The following is an 18,889-nucleotide window of genomic DNA, read 5'->3' on the forward strand; positions in this document are numbered from 1 at the left end:
TCCCCTCTATGCAGACGGCAGGACGAGTACCGCCCGCGCGCCCTTTTCGAAGTTCTCATCGAACTGCAGGGTCCCCCCGTGGGCCTGTACGATCGATCTACAGATAGCCAGCCCGAGCCCGAGGCTCGACTTCTTGGTGCTGACAAAAGGCTTGAAGATCTCGCCATGACGGCCGGAGGCAATGCCTATACCGTGATCTGTCACGGTCAACTCGCACGTGCCATCATCGCGCTTCTTGGTCTGAATTGCAATCTCACGCTGCGCTGGCGGCAGATGCGCCATCGCGTCCGTGGCATTGAGAAAAAGGTTGAGCAGAACCTGTTGAAGCTGCGGCAGGTTCCCGCAGATCGGCACATCCGGCATATCCTGCAGCAGGTCGACCTGGGTTTGACGCGCAAGCAGTTCGCTGCGCGCCAGTGCCAGCGTGGTCGTCACCGCGTAGTTCAAGTCCATTCGCTCCAGGGTCGTTTCGCCCCTGATCATCAACCGTCGCAGCTGGGTGATAACGGTTGCCGCGCGCCGGTTGTCCAGGACGATATCGTTCAGAATGTCGCGAAGCTCGCCGATATCGATCGGCTCATTCTCCAGAAGACGGGCACCGGACTCCGCATTGGAGAGGATCGACGTCAGGGGTTGATTGAGTTCATGAGCAAGCGCGCCCGACAATTCGCCGAGCTGCGAGGTCCGGGAAAGATATGCGAGCTCCAACCGTTCCAGATTGAGCTCTGCCTGAAGCCGAAGCTGGCGCCGCCGCTGCAGGAAGAGCGCGGCGATGGTGGCGGCCTGGAGAAGGATCACCGCGAGCATCGTCAGGATTTCGACCCGATACTTTTCCCAGGGCGACATCTCGTAATTGAGGATCTGTGCATCGCCGGGTATCAGCTTCGGATCGATCCCCCAGTGCTTGATCCGCTCCCAGTCGACCAGCGGTCCATCCTTGACAAGATGTGTTTGCGGTCCGGACATGTCGCCGGCAACGAGCCTGGCTGCGGTGGCTCCCATTTCCTTGCCGATATCCTCGAATGTCCCGACATATCCCGCCACAACACCCGCGCCGAAATGGGAACTGTAGACGCTGTATGCGGGAGCCTTGGAAACCGAGGCTATCGCCTGCGTCGCATCGCGGGGATAGAACTTGCGGCCATCGGCATCCTCGAAAATGTTCAGGACCATCAGGATGACGTTTCGGGGGAGACTGCCAGCGGTAGCCTTGAAGCCATCGATCGTCAGGCCGCTTCGGTAATTGACGGGTACCTCTTTGTAGCTGTCGGTCAGCGCCTCCCTGGCCGTCGCCTGCCAGTTCTTGTCGAAGCCGGACGAGCCGGTCATGACGACGATCTCCTTGGCATCGGGCTGAAGTGTCAGCGCAAGGTCTATGGTCTTGCGGACGTCGAAATGGCTGACCACGCCTTTCACATCCACAGGCAACGTCCGGGTTCGGAGCGACACGTCGCTGACGGCACCAAATACGATGGGCGCATTGTTGCCGATGGTGGCGCGATGGTCGAGTGCGAACTGCAGCGCGCCCGGCCCGCCGGCGATCACCACATCAAACTTCGTCGCTGCGTATTTGCTTGCAAGATAGCCCGCGATGCGAGTGACGTTTGCCGGGTCGGGAAACCGGTCCGTATCGAGATACTCGCTATAGACCTCGATGCCGATCGGCATGTTGGCGAGCATGCTTTCCCGCAATCCGGCGGCAACCTGGACGACGGCAGGAAGTRTAGCCTGGTTCTCGTAGAGGATGAGGATACGCTTGACGGGCGCCGGCGCCTGCTCAGCCAGGGAAGGGCCGGTAAAATGCAAGCCGAAAAGCAGGATAGCCGCGGCAACCAGCCGCGAACGAAATCTTGCAAACATCGTTTGAGGGCCGTCGAAGACCAGTGATCCCACCATGCAAGGACCATTGCATCAGCAGGCGGGGCCACAAGTACGTTACGGTAAATGTTAGCGTAAACATCGCCGTAAGCGTGCCAGCTATCTCAGCCGTTCTGCCCCGTCCGCCGCACGCAACGGAAGCCGACATGGCTGGTCGTTGTATCGATCTCCTGCGCGTGGCGAGCGGCCGGCCTGTAACGGCGGCAGTAGCTTGGTGCGCAGAGATGAGAGCCGCCCTTGAGAACGCGTCGGGGAATATGCAGCTCTGCCTGACGGGGATCGATGCTGCCGCCGGCATCCGTGCCCCGCGGGTTTATGGGGATGCAGCACGGCTTGGCAGCGGGCTGCGTATGTTGTGTCGTCCAGAAATCGACCGTCCATTCCCATACATTTCCAATCATGTCGTAAATCCCGTAGCCGTTGGCGGGATAGGTCTTGATCGGCGACGTCCGGGCGAACCCGTCCTCTTCCAGGTTCTCGTGGGGGAACATGCCTTGCCAGGTATTGGCCATGTGAACGCCACCGGGCGCGAGTTCATCGCCCCAGGCGAATTCCGCACCGTCGAGCCCGCCGCGCGCGGCCAGTTCCCATTCCGCCTCCGTCGGCAGCTCCTTGCCAGCCCAGCGTGCGAATGCCAGTGCGTCGCTATAGGCGATATGAACCACCGGATGATCGAGAATCGTGCCGATGCTGCTTTTGCGGCCGAGGGGATGGCGCCAGTTTGCTCCGAACGTGAACACCCACCATTGCCTGATGTCCCGGCTCTGAACCGGGTGATCGGGCGGCGTAAAGACCAGTGACCCCGCCCTGAGGTTGGCCGGATCGGCGCCCGGATAATCTTCGGCGAGCGGCCGTTTCTCGGCGAACGTAATGTGCCCTGTCGAATTGACGAAAGTCGGGAACTGCCGGTTGGTGACGGGAGCCTCGTCGATCCAAAAGCCATCGACCGTCACCGGATGCGCTGGAGCCTCTTCGGGATAGTGGTCATCGGAACCCATCACGTAAGTCGAACCGGGCAAGAAGACCATGCCGGCGGGAGCGCCTTCCTGTGCTGGCTGGACGATATCTGCCGACCTTACATTCATGGTTCGCCTCGCGCTTCGCCGGTGAATTCGAATGCCTGCGTGTGCCGACTCTGCCACGTTTCAAAGTGCGCTTCTATTGGACCCAAGGCCAACTGCCATACGGACAGCCGATGCCGGTTCCGGCAGGATGACGATTGATCCCGGCCTTCAGTTCTTAGGTACGTCGCCGGCACCGGCAGAACGCCGATCGAAGGCCATACGGTCCTGCAGCAAGCTATACGCCACGTAGTATTTGTAGATATTGCTGACATACTGAACCGTTTCCCGGCCGACGATAGCGGCTGCGCCGTTCTCAACATTGCCAAACCAGACGTTTGGATCCAGCCCCAGCTCTGAGGCCTTCATCCGGAACTTGCGGAGGTTTCCCGGTCCGGCATTATAGGCGGCAAAGGCCATGAGCTGACGATCCTTGGCGGTGATGCCGGGATCGTTGATATAGACCTCGACAAGGTGGCGCAGATACTTTGCGCCCGCTTCGACATTGCGGTCCTCGCTTTTCGCGATGTCCTTGATGCCGACTTCCTTTGCCGCGGCGGTCGCAGGAAGAAGCTGCATGATGCCGACCGCGCCGCGCGGGCTGCGCCTGGACTGGTCAAGCTGCGATTCCTGATAGCCCTGGGCGACCAGCATCAGATAGTCGAACGAGTATTCGCCACCGTATTTCCTGAAGACTTCGACAAGCGTCTGAAACCGCTCGATGTCGGCAGGGGAATAGGCCCTCTTCAGCATCTTGTCGTCTTTGAAGTAGCGCGTCCGCAGCATGTTGCCGAAAGCCGTGCCCACCTTGTGGGTCTCGGCAAACTTGTCGAGCACTGCTTTGAGCTGCGGACTGTTCTTGCGAAGCGCCCATGCGGTCTGGCCGTCCGTCGACACCGCGATATCGGGATGAACAGTCACGTCCGTGAAAACCTTCGACCAGATGTCCGCCTTGTACTGATCGACGATCGTCCATGGCAGCAGTCCGGCATTGACCATCTCCATCAGGTCCTCGTCCTCAAGATTCTCGTCGATCGGCTTGATGACGATCTCCTGTTTGCCCTCCCGGCGTAACCTGTCATTTGTGGCGATCAGATGCTCGTAGTAGCTGCTGGTCTGGCGAACGGCGATCTCCTTTCCGGCAAGATCATCGATGCTCCCGACGGCAGGTGCGGAAGGCCCAGACACCAGAACCTCGCTGGCCTTGGTGTAGATCGGCGCACTGAAATCCACCTGTTCCAGCCGCTTCGGCGTGATGGTGAGATTGGCCATGACGATATCGCCCTGCCCTTCGATCAACGCAGGCATCAGGCGATCGCGGCTGGTGGGGATGAAGGCAACACGGATGCGATCGATCTCCTTCGTCTTCCCCTTGTTCAGTTCCTCTTCCAGCGCGGTGCCGAATTCGACCGCGGTGCCGAACTGACGCCCCTTGTCGAGGAAATAGATGGTCTTGCTGAAGGGCACCAGAATCCTGACCAGCCGCCGCTTGGTCATTCCGTCGAGATCATCCGTACTGGCCTTCGGAAGGATCGATGGCGCACGCGCGCCGGAATTCGCCTGCGAATATGCCAAGGGTGCTGCGACCAGAACGCTCGCCGCAAACAGGCAACCTATGAAGAAGTTGAACATCTTGACCTCGAATCCCTGAGCGATCGTGGCGCGTCAAAGCAGCAGAAGCTTCTTGACGAGCGAGAGGACTTCCTTGAACGGCACGCGTGTCGAAGCGAGAATTGCAAAAGGCAGCAGCGCCGCCGCGGAGACGGGCAGAAGTGCGGCGTGGCTCAAAAGCATTGGCGAAAGCTTGCGCGTCAGCTCGTATTGCTTGGTCGGATCGGTGACATCCTCCGGTTCGGTTCCGCTCGCTGCAACGGCATTGCTGCCGGTGAGCTTGCGCTCGGCCATCCGGTGATACTGGGTGGCCTGGGCACTGAGGCGAGCCATCGACACCTTCTTGAGTTCAAGCAGCGGTCTGGAGAAGGCCGATAGCGGAAAGGCGAACAGGCCAAGGATGATGACCAGCCAGACCACCATCAGAATGGAGATATTCGTCAGCGTCGCCGTCTCCTGCAGCAGGTTCTGCGCCAGCGTCGCTGCAACGGCGCAGCTGACGCCGAAAACGGATGTCACGTAGGCGCTTGGGTAATCTGCCAGAAAGCCTATCCCGCCCTTGCCATCCGGATGCGTGGCGACCAGCCGCAGCTCGAGCCACGACAGGCGGCGCAACAGCAGAGACCAGACAAGATGCCGCCACAGCCCGCGGGTCACAAGGAACCAGAACAATGGAATGCTGACGGCTATCGACCACCATCCCGCAAGCGTAACCACGTTGCCCGCCGGTGCGGTCATCACCGCCCATGACGGCTTGTCTGTGACATATTGATGCCGGAGCACGACGCAGGCGGCGATGATGGCGATCAGCAGGCAGACGATCTCTGCGACGTTCGAATTCCGTCGCCGCAGCGCGTCATTGACCGCATCGGCAGCACCAGCGAAAGACGATGGCGCGATGACCGGTGCGGAAAGCACATGGCGGAGTTCCTCCTGCAACCGCTGCTCGACCTGCTGCTCGGCCAGCACGAAGGCTCCGATGGCGATGACAAACCGCGCCCAGACACTGACATCCGTGAGGTAGGTCAGACCGCCTGATGTGTCGATGGAAAGGCTTTGCGGCAGCCCAAGAAGAAACGGCCCGCCCCAGGCTATCCCGATGAAAAGCACCGCGCGGCGGCCGGACATCAGCGCATGGTCGTGCAAAAGCTTCAGCCGGCGCTGCAGCTCGTAGAAAGGTCCGCCATGGGACGCGAGAAACTCCTTCGACCGGGGAGCGCCCGCATGCGTATCGTCCATGCAAATCCCCTCGTCCGCGCGAGCGGTTCTAGTCGTCGGTCACTTCCCAGTTGTCGTCTGGATTGAAGGTCCTGATCCCTGCGGCGATCGCGTCGGTGTTCTTGCCCAGGTCGACCTGATAGACCGTGCCATTGGCATTCACCATGAAGGTATGGACACCCGTCTCGTCGTAGCGGATCGGCCAGGCGATCAGCCCGAAACCGGCGATCATGTTGCCGTTGATGATGTAGTCGAACTTGCCGCCGGCAATGTTCGGCCCCTGCGCCGTCAGGATGCGGTAGTGGTAACCGAAATATCCCGCCCCGGCCTTCGCCTTCCTGAGAGCCGCATCGGTCTCGAAGGCCGCGCCCGCGGGACTTTCGCCGGCACCGAGATCGGGAGACCAGTAGAGGCCATCCGTCTTGCCATCGCTGCTGATCAGCCGCTGCGCATATTCGAGAACGCCGTCGCCATCATGGTCTTCGGCGGCATATTCCTTCTGCGCATCGACATAGGCGCGCATGGTGGCGATCGCCTGCAGCTCGTTTTCGCCGACGCGGCGGTTGATGATCTCCTCGAAGCCGGCATAGGTATCGAAGGACCATTTGCCGTCTTCGCCCTTGACGACAGGGAACGGCAGCGGCCAGAGCCTGTCGCCGATATCCAGGATTTTGGCGCCATCGACGTCGTGCACCGTAAGCTGCTTCTTCACGCCGTCACGGATCTCGGCATATGTGTCCATGACGCCCTCGCCCGCCTTGGCCTTGGCGGCATCGAGGCCGAGCAGGCTGGCCAACTTGTCGAAATCGTCGGCGGCGAGCGCTGCCTTGAAGGCATCGACGGCGGCTTCAGGCGTGTCGAATGCCGGCGGGTCGGTCTGCGATGCAAAGCCTGCGATGACCGCTCCTTCGGTTGGCTCGGCGGCATTTAAGGCCGCCGGAAATGCTGCAAAGCCGGCAAGAGCGACGGTAAAGACCGAGCTCAGGATCATGGTGCGGACTGTCGTGATCATGACTGTCTTCCTTTGCTCGAGGGGTTACCGGCGGCGTCCGCCGCCGCGATGGGGAACGGAGCGATGTCCGCCGCCACCGCCGCGTCCGATCGCATGTCCACCTCCCCGGCCGCCGCCAGCGCCGATCGCATGCCCGCCGCCGCGGTTACCGCCTCCGAAGCTGGGCCTGCTCCCACCGCCCATGGCCAACCGGCCCCGTTCGGACTGCATCTGTGCCCGTCTGCCATTATCGACATGGCCGAGAGCGGATGGCTTCTTCGGGCGGTTGTCGAGGCGCGCCGCGGGCCTCGGCTTTCCTGCCGGGCGGTCGAAACTGGCCTTGCCCGCCAGATTGCCCGCAGGCCTGGCCGACGGCGTGCGCCCGGCAATGCCCTGACCCGGCTTGTTGCCGAGCTTCGACGCCATGTCGCGGTTGATCTTGTCGCGATTGATCCGGTCCGCATCGATCTTGCTGTTGCGGATGTCCTTGACGCTGACATTGCCGGCCTTGTTGCGGATTGCCGTATTGCGGCTGTTTCCGATGGCATTCGCCTTGGCCTTGATGCTGTTGCGGTCGCTCGCCTTGATGCTGTTCTTGATGGAGTTGCGGTCGATCTTGTTGAACTGGTCGCGGTCGAACTTGATCTTGCTGCGATCGACGTTCTTCCAGTCGATATCGTTGAAATTGACCTTGCCGTTGATGTTGTTGAAGCAGTGGTCACAGTCGATATCGACATCGCCGCGCCAGCGGCCGCCCCATACACCCCAGTCGTCCCAATCGACCGCTGCCGCCCAGATCGCGCCGGTTACGGCGGCGGCGAAGAAGGGCGCGGTCGGATATGTATAGTTCGGATAATAGTCGGGGTAGTAGCTGATCGGCTGCGGCGCGTAATCCGGCTCGTACAGCATCTCTGGCGCATATTGCGGGACGTAGATCTTCTCGGGGCTTGCCGACTGGATGACGACGTTGTCGTTTTCCTGGACCACCTTGATCTTGTCGTCGGTCTTGATGATGCCGTCGGCCACCGCCTTGTCGCGCAATTGCTGGATGGCGATGAGGACATCTTTCTGCTGGTTGGCCAGGGCCTCGCCAAGCGATTGCGTCCAATCGAGATCGTCGCTCATCATCTTGACGATATCGGGGTAGTTCAAAAGCGAGATCACGCTACCGTCCCAAGTATCCTTGGGTTTCAGCTTCGTATCCTTCTTGGCATCATCGAGATAGCGCTGCGCTTCGACGATCTGCAGCGGATAGAGCGAGGCGGACGTCACCAAGGCAACGAGATCGTCGAGATAGAGCGCGATACGCGCGACCAGCACCGCGAGCTCGTCATCCGTCAACGGCTCCGCGGCATCGTCCGTGTCTGCCGACGCGTCGGCGGCCGCGGTCTGCTGCGCCCGCGCACTCTGCGGCGCTCCGGGGACGAACGGAAGTCCGCTGAAGGTCAGCAGGAGCGCAACCGCCGTTGCGAGGCGAAGTTCGTAGATCCGCGGCATTTCGGACATCCCCTTGTCGGTCGAGACCCGTTCAGCGACGATGCGCGGCACTGCGCTCGATGCCGGATTGTGGCGAGTGCCGCTGAGGCTGGAGAGCGGGGCCTCGCCGAGGCGGCCATATTCGATCCGCGGTCAGGCGAAGTATAGTTGGACCAAGGGCCAACTACTGCCGCAGTCAGGGACGGCTTGATGCCGGCGTTTCGCGCAAGAAGTCGCTTGCGTAATAGAAAAGCTGATCAGAACAGGAATCAGCCGGGCCGCGCTGACAATAAAGCATATAAGCGAGGTAACTTTTGTTCGGGACTTTTCGGGACATTGCGTCACGTAGCGCCAATTTGGACACGTAACGTCCCTGAAAACAGATAAGCCCCTCAAGGGCTTATCCGTGTTTTGACTAGGGTTTTCAAGGATTTAAATGGTCGGGGCGACAGGACTTGAACCTGCGACCCCTTGACCCCCAGTCAAGTGCGCTACCGGGCTGCGCTACGCCCCGACCTGCCTAAACGGCTTGCATCGTTTAGTTTTTCGACGGCTTGAATGCAAGTGGAAAAAGGATCTCCAGCTGCAAAAAGCCGCGACCTTATTTTGCCGTCGAGAGGACGAGTGCGCCCGGCTTGGCTTCGGCGCGGTAATCCACGTAGCTATCGGTTTCGGCGTGCGGTGTTTCGAACGGCGTTGCGTGGGTGGTGGTGATGACCACGACATCGGCACCGGCCGCCTCGCCTGCGAGGATCCCTGCGACGGCATCTTCGAACACCAGGCAGCGGGCCGGATCGACGCCGAGGCGCTTGGCGCCGAGGATGTAGCATTCCGGGCTCGGCTTCCCGGCCGAGACTTCTTCGCCCGTGACCATCACCTTCGGCAGCGGAATGCCGGCGGCCTTCAGGCGCTTGAAGGCGAGCTCGGCGGGGGCGGACGTCACGATCGCCCAGCGGTCCTCGGGAAGGCTTTTCACGAAATCGATGGCGCCGGGTATCTCGATGATGCCTTCGACATCCTCCATCTCGGCATCCAGCAGCAGCTTGGCCTCATGGAACGGATCGACGCCCGGCAGGCCGAGATTGCGGACGGTGTCGGAGGCGCGCACGCCATGCACCGTCTTCATGAAGACCTCCGGCTCCAGGCCGTGGCGCTTTGCCCAGTCGCCCCAGACGCGCTCCACGACGGCGATCGAATTCACCAGCGTGCCGTCCATGTCAAACAGGAAGGCGTCATAGTCTTTGCCGAAGATATTGGAATTGGGCACTGCGTATTCCTTGTCTGCTAAATGAGTGGCGGGCCTTGGCGCGGTTCAGCCGCTTTGCTTTTCCATCGGCCAGGTATCGGACAGGCGGTATCCGGACGGATAGGGATCGGACGGATCGAGCATCAGCTGCTGCGTTCCGGTCACCCAGGCGCGGCCGGAGATGATCGGCACGATGCCGGGCTTGCCGCCGATATCGGCTTCGGAATCGATCGAGCAATGGAACTCGGAGCCGATGATCGAGCGGCCGGTGAATTTGTCGCCGACCTTCATCTGACCCTTCGCATGCAGAAGCGCCATGCGGGCCGAGCAGCCGGTGCCGGTGGGCGAACGGTCGATCTTGCCGGGGCGGATGGCGACGGCGTTGGCGCCGGTCAGGATGCCGTTCTCGACGACGACGGGGGCCGCGAACTGGCAGAAGGAGATGTGGTCCCAGCCGCTGTTGACGGGGTGGACGAAACCCAGCTGCTCGTTGGCCGCTTTGGTGATCTTCATGCCGAGTTCGGCGAGATCGCGGGCCTCGTGCGGTGCGATCGCAAAACCCAGCGCATGGGCATCGACGATGACGAAGCTGTCGCCGCCATAGGCGGTATCGACGGTAAGCGTGCCGAGCCCCTCGACCTCGAGCTTGGCACCCAGCTTGTCGGCGAAAGAGGCGACGTTCTTGACGCTGATGCGCTCGGCCTTGCCGTTGCGGCAGGTAGCGGTCACCTCGATGAGGCCGGCCGGCGGCTCGAGGATCATCTTCGTCTCCGGCTCCTGCATCGGGATGATACCCGTATCGAGAAGCACGGTGGAGACGCAAATCGAGTTCGAGCCGGACATTGGCGGCGTGTCGGCCGGCTCCATGATGATCCAGCCCATCTGCGCCTTCGGGTTCTTCGGCGGCACCAGGAGGTTCACATGGCGGAAGACGCCGCCGCGCGGCTCGTTGAGCACGAAGTTGCGCAGCGTCTCGTCGCTGGCGATGAAGCGGGACTGGTCCCAGACGGTCTCGCCCGGCGGCGGCGCGACGCCACCGACAATCACATCCCCCACCTCGCCTTCGGCATGGCAGGTAACGACATGGATGACCTTGGATGTTCTCATCGCGCGAGTCCCTCTTGCGGAACCTGTCTATCCGCGGCAGGCGCGATTGCCAAGGTCAGTAAACGGTATCGGGGTGCGTTGCGTTGCGGACATCGGCCAGGCCGCGATTGGCATCCTTGCTGCCGGTCGCAGCCGCCGCCTCGAAGACGCGCGTGGCGTCGCCATACATCTTGAGGTTCAGGTAGCAGTAGCCGCGCAGCACCATCAGGTCGATGGTTTCCTGCTTCAGCTGGGCGCGCTGGTCGAGGAAGATCAGCGTCTCGCGGTAGCGCTTGGCGCCATAGGCCGAAAGCGCCCGGTCGGCGAGGATGGCGACCTGGAGCTCGGCGGCGCGCTGGCGGTTCTGCGGTGCGCGGGTTGCGGCTACGGCGGCGTTGTTGGAAAGGCCGGCGCGCAGATAGGCAAGGCTCTGGCCATAGGCGGCGTCTTCACGGTTCTGGCGCACCGGGCTTTTCAGCGCCGTTTCGAAGGCACCGATCGCCTCCATCGGGCGGTTGAGGTCCATCAGGCACCAACCACGGTTCAGCGCATCGCCCGGGTTCAGCATGTCGGCGTCAACGGTCGTGGAGCAGCCGCGCGGCTGGCGGCCGCCGCGTTCGACATTGCGCGTCTGCAGCTGCGGCTCGGCATAATCGGCGACCGGGGCGCGCGGGCGCGGGCGAAGTGCAGCCTGCTGCTGCTGTTGAACGGGCTGCTGCTGGTATTGCTGGACTGGCTGATACTGCTGGTATTGTTGCGGCTGCGCCTGCACGGGCTGCACCGGCTGTGCTGCCTGTTGCGGAACAGGTGCGACCGCGGCAGGAGCGCCGGTCTGCGGTGCCTGGCCGGGCCCCGGAAGCGGTTGCGATGTGTTCGGCGTCAGCGACGAGGTATCGTCGAGCGTTGCGATACGCTGCGAATGACCGGCCCAGAGACGCTGCACTTCGGCAACGCCTTTGCGGTCGTTCAGCTGCTCGCGGGTGATCGCCAGGCCGTAGGCAGACGGCTCGTCATCCGGCTTCCAGCGCAGCGCCGTCTCGAACCAGCGGGCAGCCGTCTGCGGCTGGTTCAGCGAGCGCGCATACCAGCCGAACTGCTGGGCTGTCGGGACATATTTCTGGGCGATGATTTCGGCGGCCATGCGGCCCAGCACGTCCTCGCTGAGATTGGCGGGCGGCTGAAGCGCCATGACGTTGGCGGTCGCGGCCAGATAGGTGTCCATGGCGTCCTTGGAGTCCGTGCGCCATTTATACATGACGTCTTCGGCTTCCTGCGGCGCCTTGCGGTCGATGAGGGCCAGCGCCAGACCTTCGGACGCGGATGCGCTGTCTTCCTTGGTGCGGGCGGCGCGGAACCACTTCTCGGCGTCCTCGGCATTCTGGCGGCGCAGCTGATACCAGCCGAGCAACAACGCATCGGCCGGCTGGCCCTGCGCTTCGGCAAGCCGCTCGACCCGGGAGATATAATCGGGCGCCACCATCAGCTTGTCGTCGGCATTGCCTTCGGCGAGGAAACGGCGGGCCAGATCATCACGGATGGCATCGAATTCGCGGGCGCCGCTGACGGCAGGCTGCTCGAGCGCGATCAGCGACTGCATCGGCTGGTAAGGCAGAACGGACGCCGCCTTCTGGATCGTCGCCAGACGCTCCTGCGGATTGGTGCAGTTCTTCAGGATGTAGCTATAGGCATCGACGCCGCGCTGCTGGCGGTCGCTGCTGACGAAGGCTTCGGCAACGCGCCAGAGAACGTCGATATCGCTGCAGGTCAACAGACTTGGGGTCGCCGAGCCGATATCGATGACCGTCGCGTATTGCTTGAGATCAGAGGCATTGACCAGACGGGCCCGTGCTTCGGCGACGTCAAGGCGGTCGAGCAGGTCAGCGGGGGGCTGCCAGGCTGCTTCGGCCGTCTGCCGGTCGGCGATCGCCTTGCGAAGCTCCGCGTAGCGGCCTTCGGAATAGAGCTGCCACATGGTCTCCAGCTGCCTGTCGCCGCTTTGCGGAACGGCGAGCGGATCGGCAGGCGGCACCCAGTTCGGATAGAGCGCCTGGAGACGCGAGATTTCCGCCTGCAGACGCACCTTGTCGCCGCGGCTGGCGAAATAGCGCAGCGCGCTTTCATCGACCTTCGGCTGCGCCTGCGATTGCGGTGCGGATGTCTGCGGCTGCTGCACGGGCTGCGGCGGCGTCTGCTGGGCGGTCTCGACCGGCGTCATCGCTGCGCTGGCGGGCGGCTGAGGCTGCGGTGTTACGACAACTGGGGCTGGCGCCTGCGCCGTGAGGACGGGTGCTGCGGCCTGCAGACGATCGGTGATTGCCTGGACGTCGATCTTCGGATCGGCCGGCGCATCCGGCCCCTTGATCCGCTCCATCAGCATCAGGTTCGGAGCCTTCTCCTCTTCGCCCATCCCGAAACGTTGCTGAAGCGCCGCACGGTCTTTCAGGCCGGTGATGACACCAGCCACCACGACCGCGGCGGAAATTGCAACGAGAGAGGACTTCACAGACACTCCGGATGTTTCTCCCCGACAAAGGCCAGCCCGAGCAGCTGGAGGGTGGACGGATAGTAGAGCGCTGGCGAGAACTGCAAGGCTGATTCTGGCAGCCTCGTGCCATTCACTACACAGGCCACAACATCGTTAACAATTCGATAACCAGCATCGGAAAGCGTGGCTTTCGGTTTACCTGTCGTCAGGTCGATGGTCGCCGGAGCACCGTCTACGGTCATCCCCTCCTGCAGCCGGGAGAGCAGCGCCTTGTCGGCAATGCCGGCGCGGGCGAGATAAAGCGGGATGCGAACCGAGTTATAGGCAAACTCGGCATCGAAGCCTTCAGCCGGGGCCGGCATGCGCGCCAGGCTCACCCATTCGGCAGGCAGCTTGCGCGGGCCGAACTGCATGGAGCGCAGCAGGGCCAGCCCGTCATCCGTCAGTTTCTGCCACTGATCGGATGGCGCCAGCAGCGCCATCACCGGCAGGGCCTCATAGATCCAGTAGGACGGGTTGATGACCGGGCCATCCTTGCGGCCCGGCGGCATGAAGCCTTCGACGCCCGGCATCAGCAGCGTTCGCCCGCCCGATTGCACGACTGCCTCGGTCAGCAGCGAATGCGCCATCTTGGCGGCGGCCTCGATATAATCAGGCTTGTTCCAGGCCGTGCCTGCCAGTGCCAGGGCATAGGCGATCAAGAGATCGCCGTCAGACGCGTTGTTGGTGTCGGTGACATGCGGCTTGGAGGCAGGGTCCCATTTCCAAACTGCCAGCCCGTCATTGCGCAGCAGCAGTTCAGTGCGGGTGAAATACCAGATCTGCTCGAAATCGGACGGGCTGTTCGCCAGATAGGAAAGCAGCAGGCCATAGCCCTGCCCTTCGCTATGGCTGATGTTGCCGTTGCCGTTGTCGATGACGCGGCCGGTCTGATCGACGAACTGCGTCTTGTAGGCGGCCCAGGCCTGCGGGGCGACGAGCACCTGCTGAGCGGCCACCGGCTGCCACAGCACGGTGAGCGCGACGGCGCCTGCCATCAGCCGTGCCGCGAGAGCCCTCATTTTCCGCGTCCCAGCCTGCCGAGCATGCTCGATGTCGTAACGCCGATCAGGATCGACAGGACGACGAGGAGGAAGGCGTAGGACAGGATGTTGGTCGACAGCCAATTGGCAGCAATCAGCCGGTAGTTGGCAATCGTACCGGTCTGCGAGGGAACGAAATCGAAGCGCGTCACCGGCACGCTTTCGACCTTGCCGGTCTTCGACGAATAGGTGGTGATATGGCCGGAGATTTGCGGCCAGTTCGCCTGCGAGGTCAGCGCTTCGGCGCCTTCGCGCAGATCCTTGGCGGATGGTGCGGTGACCAGCGTCCAGGTGCCGCCGCCTTCGGGGCTCGCTCCCTGGGCGACCATCATGGTCGCCACATTCGACGGCGCGAAGACTTCCTCCGCGCCGGGCACGAATTGCAGCGAGCTCAGCGAGATATCGAAGTTGCGGCGCATCCACTCCTGGAAGGCGGTCACCTGACCGCTCCAGGCGCCACCGCTGACTTTCGAGCGCCATTCATCGAAGGCTGCATTGGTATCCGTCTGCGCTGCCTGCGTGTCAGGCACCGGGCGCCATGAGGCCTGGCTCGCGGTCGCCACGTTGACCTGTGACAGCGCGGTCGCCGGAAGCTGCGAGATCGAGCCGATGAAGATCGCGTCGCGATCGCCGATCGTGCTTGGCGACGCCGAGGTTTCGATATCGATCGGGTGACCGGCGACGCTTGCCATCTGACCAAGCAGCGTGGCGGTCGCCGACAGCGTATCGGCATCGGCGCGGTCGATGAAGAGCGGCATCGGTCCGGTCAGCCGCCCGTAGGGATAGGCGGTGCCCGCCATTGCCGCGAGATTGGGCCGCTGGCCGACGCGGGCGAAATCCGGCATGTGGAATTCGGTGGTGTCGAACAGGGCGAAACGCGGCGTGCTGGCGGCCGTCGAGCCCGGCACGCAGGCGGCATCGTCCTTGGTCTGCAGGATCGCCTCAAGCGCCAGCTCGTTCAGGCCCGGCTTGAAGTGCCGCATGGTCACGCGGATCGGCAGATGGCGCAGGATGCCGCCGCCGGTCGAGGTGATCGGCACGGTCGAGGCGATGTTGCCGTTCACATAGATATCGATATGGCTGCCGGGCAGCACATTCTCGGTATAGGCGGCATCGAGCAGCACCGTCGCCTCGCCATAGGCATTGGCGTAGAAATCGGCGGGAACGGCGACGTTGAAATCGGTCCTGAACCGGCGGCCGGAGAATTCGGTGGTCTTGACGCCGAGCTGTTGGAAGCTGAGGCGGGTATCCTCGAACAGCAGCGGCGCATCCGGCGCCGTCCATCGCTGCGTCGTCAGTACGTCGCGGCGGACCGCTGGCGAACGGTCGGTCGGCGACACGATCGTATCGATCGCCGCCGAGATTGCCGGCCAGGACGGACCGCTGATAACGAGCACCGTCGCACCGGTCCGCGGATCGGTGGCGAAGGTGGCAAGCGGAGCAGCCTGAACGGCTGGCGGCAGCGCCGGGAAGTAAGGCGCAAGCTCGGCCGGCGTCCCGACGAGAACACTGAGCTTTCCGGCGCCACCTGCAGGCACGCGATCGGTGCTGAACGAGAAGGTCTGGTTCGGCATGCCGCTCAGCACAGAGAGGCCCTGGGTCAATCGCAGCAGCGGCTTGGTGGTGCCGGGCTGCTCAAGCGCCGGGACCAGCAGGTCGAATTCGGTCTTGCCGGCACCATCGACGCCGATCGCGCGGATCGCGTCGGTGCTCGAAAGTTTGGCGGCATCCTGTCCGGCGAAGCTGAAATAGGTCTGCGACGGATCGATGTTCGACCAGAGCTCATAGGTCGACTGGATGCTGCAATCGGTGCGGTGGCGCTGATTGGTCTCGAATGTCAGGAGATTGGCGCCTGGCTGCAGCAGCCCGCGCGGCACATCGAAACTGACGGAGGACTGGCTGTCGGGCGAGCCGACCTGCTGCTGGCCGACCGGCCGGTTGTTGATCAGCACCGTCAGCTGCGAGGCCTCGGGGGCGACGACGATCGAGTTCTGATAGGCGAAATTGAACTTTGCCGGTGCAGCCGCCTGCTCCGGCGTCAGATAGACGGTCCAGGACTTGCGGTCGTACTCGCCTTCAAGGCCGAACTTTGCTGCCGGTACGACGTAACGCACGACATTTCCGGCCGCACGCGCAGCCGAGGCCGCATCCGGCGCTGCCGCTTGCTGCGTTGCGGGTGCCTGCGGTGCGGGTTGCTGGACATTGACCGGCACAGCAGGAACAGGCGCTGCCGGAACAGGTCCCGGCACTGCGGCCGGTTGCGAAAAGACGGGCGGCGTTGCCGGAACGGCGGCCGTTGGCGCGGCTTGCGAGGGTGCTGCCGGGATGGGTGCGGCGGAGACAGGGGCCGCAGGAACGGGTGCCGGCTGTGGCGGAATGGCGGCTGGCTGCTGGGCGGGAAGCGTCAGCCGCGGCACCATCGGCTGCAGCCCCGTCGGGCGTTCACCGGACATGTCGAAAGGTGCAGGCGCCTGGGCGGTCTGCGCATAGGCGATCGCCGAGGCGCTGAGAAGCAGAGCGGAGGCAGCGGCAAGCTTCTTCATCAGCTGTTCGCCTTTGCCGTCTGCTGCTGCTGCGCCTGTTCGCGCTCCGGCCGCATGCTGCGGAAGAAGTAAACCAGGCCGCGGCTCGTCTGATAGAGCGACAGGCCGAGGAACCAGATGGTGCCGCGGATCAGCCCCGGATTGCGGCGGCGGCCCTGCTGGAACTGCGTCCACTGATCGGAATTGGCAAACATCAGGTCGGCGATCAGCCGGTGATCGAGCGCGCTCTTCGGAATGTACTGGCAGCCGACCGCGGTGATATCGCCCGAGGGCTCGATGTTGCGGACGATGAGCGGCAAGGTTTCGAGATCGGCGCCGCTATAGGGACGGAACCGGATCTCGCCTTCGGCGCCGATCGCCATCAGGTCGAGCTGCTTGTTGAACACATGCAGGCGAGCGCCATGGACCGAAACGTCCTCGATCGAGGCGGTGTACCATTTGCCGTTGACGCCGAGTTCGCAGCGCCGGTTGACGCGCACTCGCCGCGACGAGGAACGCTCGCCACGCTCGGAGACAACGCCCAGTGCACAGCCGGCCATGATCAGGTTGATGATGTTCCAGCCGCCGACGACGAGCGTCACGTCGGCCTTATAGGGCTCGGCATAGATGCGGTAGATGGTGATAATCAACGCGATGATCTGCACCGCGAAAATCACGAAGAACGGACGGCTGATTTCCGACAGTCGGCTGACGGCGATCGATTCGTCCTTCGCCGTCACCTTGAAGGTCGGCTTGCGTGGATTGAGCATCACCGAGACGACGGCGGGCAGCAGGTGCACGGTCTGCACATACTCGTAGAGCTCGGAAATCCATGGCCAGCGGAACGAACCATAGAGATAGTTCTGCATCATCAGGTTCACGAGCATGTAGGCCAGCGTATAGGCTAGGAACTCGCCGCCCGATGCGGTGAAGATTTCGAGATCGAAGAACAGGTAGAAGAGCGGCGCGAAGAGAAAGATCGTGCGCGGGAACGGGAAGAGCCAGAACAGCGTCGAGGACATGTAGCAGAGGCGCTGCGGGATCGTCAGGCCGCGCTTCAGGAGCGGGAAGCGGAAGCGCAGGATCTGCATCATGCCCTGCGCCCAGCGGCTGCGCTGGCCGATGAAGCTGGCGAAGGTGGCAGGCTGCAGGCCGGCGATCAGCGGCTTGTCGACATAGATCGAGTTCCAGCCGGTGCCGTGCAGCGCCAGCGCCGTTTCGCAATCCTCGGTGATGCTGATACCGGAGAAGCCGCCCTGGCTTTCCAGCGCCCGGCGGCTGAGAACCGCAGCAGAGCCGCAGAAGAAGGCGGCATTCCACTTGTCGAGGCCGCGCTGGATGATGCCGTAGAACATCTCGTTCTCGCTCGGCATGTTGTCGAAGGTGCGCAGGTTGCGCTCGAGGGGATCCGGATTGATGAAGAAGTGCGGCGTCTGGACCAGGAAGAGCTTCGGGTCGTCGTCGAAATAGCCGACCGTTTCCAGCAGGAAGTCGCGCGCCGGGGCGTGGTCGGCATCGAAGACGGCGATCAGCTCGCCGGTCGAGTGCTTCATGCCATTGTTCAGATTGCCGGCCTTGGCATGCTCGTTGCGCTCGCGGGTCAGGTATTTGACGTCGAGGTCTTCGCAGAGCTGCTTCAACTCGTTGTGCCGCGCGGCGGCGGCTTGAGCTTCGACGAGCTTGTTGGAATTGCGCTTCTGCAGCGTACCACCATCATCGAGCAGCCAGACATGCAGCTTGTCGGCCGGATAATCCATCGCCTTGGCGGCCGCTAGCGTGTTGGCCAGCAGATGCGCGTCTTCGTTATAGGACGGCACGAAGACATCGACATGCGGGTGGCGGTCATTGCGGGCAGCGCGCGACGGGCGCGGCGGCAGCGGCGTGGCGACGATGAAGAGGCTGAGCGCCAGCATGGCGACCGAATACATTTCGGCCAGATAGAGAAGCAGACCGGGAATGAAGTTCTCGAGCTGGTTGACCGGCGGCAAGGTGTTCGTCGTGCGCCAATAGACATAGCGCAGAACGATAGAGGTACCGAAGGCGAGCGCGATCAGGCGCCATGTCCCCTCGCCCTTCATCACCTTGATGATCGCCATGATGGTGACCACGGTGATGCTGGCGATGAGCTGCGTCTGCAGATTCACCGGCAGAGTGATCAATGCGATCACGCAGAGCGAGACAACCGCCCATATGAGGATGCTTCGGGCCTTATGCATCGACGTCCCTTCGAAAT

At 62.8% G+C, this 18,889-nt stretch carries 12 protein-coding genes and 1 tRNA gene; all 13 read right to left on the reverse strand.

Annotated features, from left to right (window positions below; translation table 11 throughout):
* Positions 1-6 precede the first annotated feature (6 nt).
* The 13 genes from AC1DIJ_RS19850 to bcsA all read right to left on the reverse strand — a co-directional run bounded on the left by AC1DIJ_RS19850 (position 7) and on the right by bcsA (position 18,872).
* Positions 7-1,860 carry a sensor histidine kinase gene (locus tag AC1DIJ_RS19850; protein WP_477831524.1) on the reverse strand — a complete coding sequence of 618 codons (1,854 nt, stop codon included), beginning with the start codon at positions 1,858-1,860 and terminating at the stop codon, positions 7-9.
* A 122-nt stretch (positions 1,861-1,982) separates the two neighbouring features.
* Complete coding sequence (locus tag AC1DIJ_RS19855) at positions 1,983-2,963, reverse strand: formylglycine-generating enzyme family protein (protein ID WP_477831525.1); 981 nt, start codon at positions 2,961-2,963, stop codon at positions 1,983-1,985.
* 147 nt (positions 2,964-3,110) lie between these two features.
* Positions 3,111-4,571, reverse strand: coding sequence for a lytic transglycosylase F (locus tag AC1DIJ_RS19860; protein ID WP_112389618.1), 1,461 nt, complete (start codon positions 4,569-4,571; stop codon positions 3,111-3,113).
* A gap of 33 nt (positions 4,572-4,604) precedes the next feature.
* Positions 4,605-5,789, reverse strand: coding sequence for a hypothetical protein (locus tag AC1DIJ_RS19865; RefSeq protein ID WP_112389617.1), 1,185 nt, complete (start codon positions 5,787-5,789; stop codon positions 4,605-4,607).
* Positions 5,790-5,817: 28 nt separating this feature from the next.
* Positions 5,818-6,780, reverse strand: coding sequence for a DUF2950 domain-containing protein (locus AC1DIJ_RS19870; protein WP_112389616.1), 963 nt, complete (start codon positions 6,778-6,780; stop codon positions 5,818-5,820).
* A 24-nt stretch (positions 6,781-6,804) separates the two neighbouring features.
* Entirely contained in the window at positions 6,805-8,256 is a 1,452-nt protein-coding gene (locus AC1DIJ_RS19875) for a DUF3300 domain-containing protein (protein ID WP_112389742.1), read from the reverse strand.
* 416 nt (positions 8,257-8,672) lie between these two features.
* Positions 8,673-8,749: transfer RNA gene (locus tag AC1DIJ_RS19880), tRNA-Pro, on the reverse strand.
* An 87-nt stretch (positions 8,750-8,836) separates the two neighbouring features.
* The gene (locus tag AC1DIJ_RS19885; RefSeq protein ID WP_477831530.1) at positions 8,837-9,451 is read right to left on the reverse strand and encodes an HAD family hydrolase; all 615 of its coding nucleotides are present in this window, start codon (positions 9,449-9,451) and stop codon (positions 8,837-8,839) included.
* A gap of 96 nt (positions 9,452-9,547) precedes the next feature.
* Positions 9,548-10,588 carry a trans-3-hydroxy-L-proline dehydratase gene (locus tag AC1DIJ_RS19890; protein ID WP_112389614.1) on the reverse strand — a complete coding sequence of 347 codons (1,041 nt, stop codon included), beginning with the start codon at positions 10,586-10,588 and terminating at the stop codon, positions 9,548-9,550.
* A 55-nt stretch (positions 10,589-10,643) separates the two neighbouring features.
* A complete protein-coding gene (locus AC1DIJ_RS19895; RefSeq protein WP_112389613.1) occupies positions 10,644-13,070 on the reverse strand; it encodes a cellulose synthase in 2,427 nt (808 codons plus the stop codon).
* A complete protein-coding gene (locus AC1DIJ_RS19900) occupies positions 13,067-14,113 on the reverse strand; it encodes a glycosyl hydrolase family 8 (protein WP_112389612.1) in 1,047 nt (348 codons plus the stop codon). Before AC1DIJ_RS19900 ends, AC1DIJ_RS19895 begins: the two co-directional genes overlap by 4 nt.
* On the reverse strand, positions 14,110-16,677 hold the full coding sequence (locus AC1DIJ_RS19905; protein ID WP_112389611.1) for a cellulose biosynthesis cyclic di-GMP-binding regulatory protein BcsB: 2,568 nt from the start codon (positions 16,675-16,677) through the stop codon (positions 14,110-14,112). Before AC1DIJ_RS19905 ends, AC1DIJ_RS19900 begins: the two co-directional genes overlap by 4 nt.
* On the reverse strand, positions 16,677-18,872 hold the full coding sequence (gene bcsA, locus AC1DIJ_RS19910; RefSeq protein WP_112389610.1) for a UDP-forming cellulose synthase catalytic subunit: 2,196 nt from the start codon (positions 18,870-18,872) through the stop codon (positions 16,677-16,679). The genes AC1DIJ_RS19905 and bcsA overlap by 1 nt, the downstream gene beginning before the upstream one ends.
* Between the last annotated feature and the right edge of the window lie 17 nt (positions 18,873-18,889).

It is taken from the genome of Rhizobium sp. 10N427, assembly GCF_056394605.1.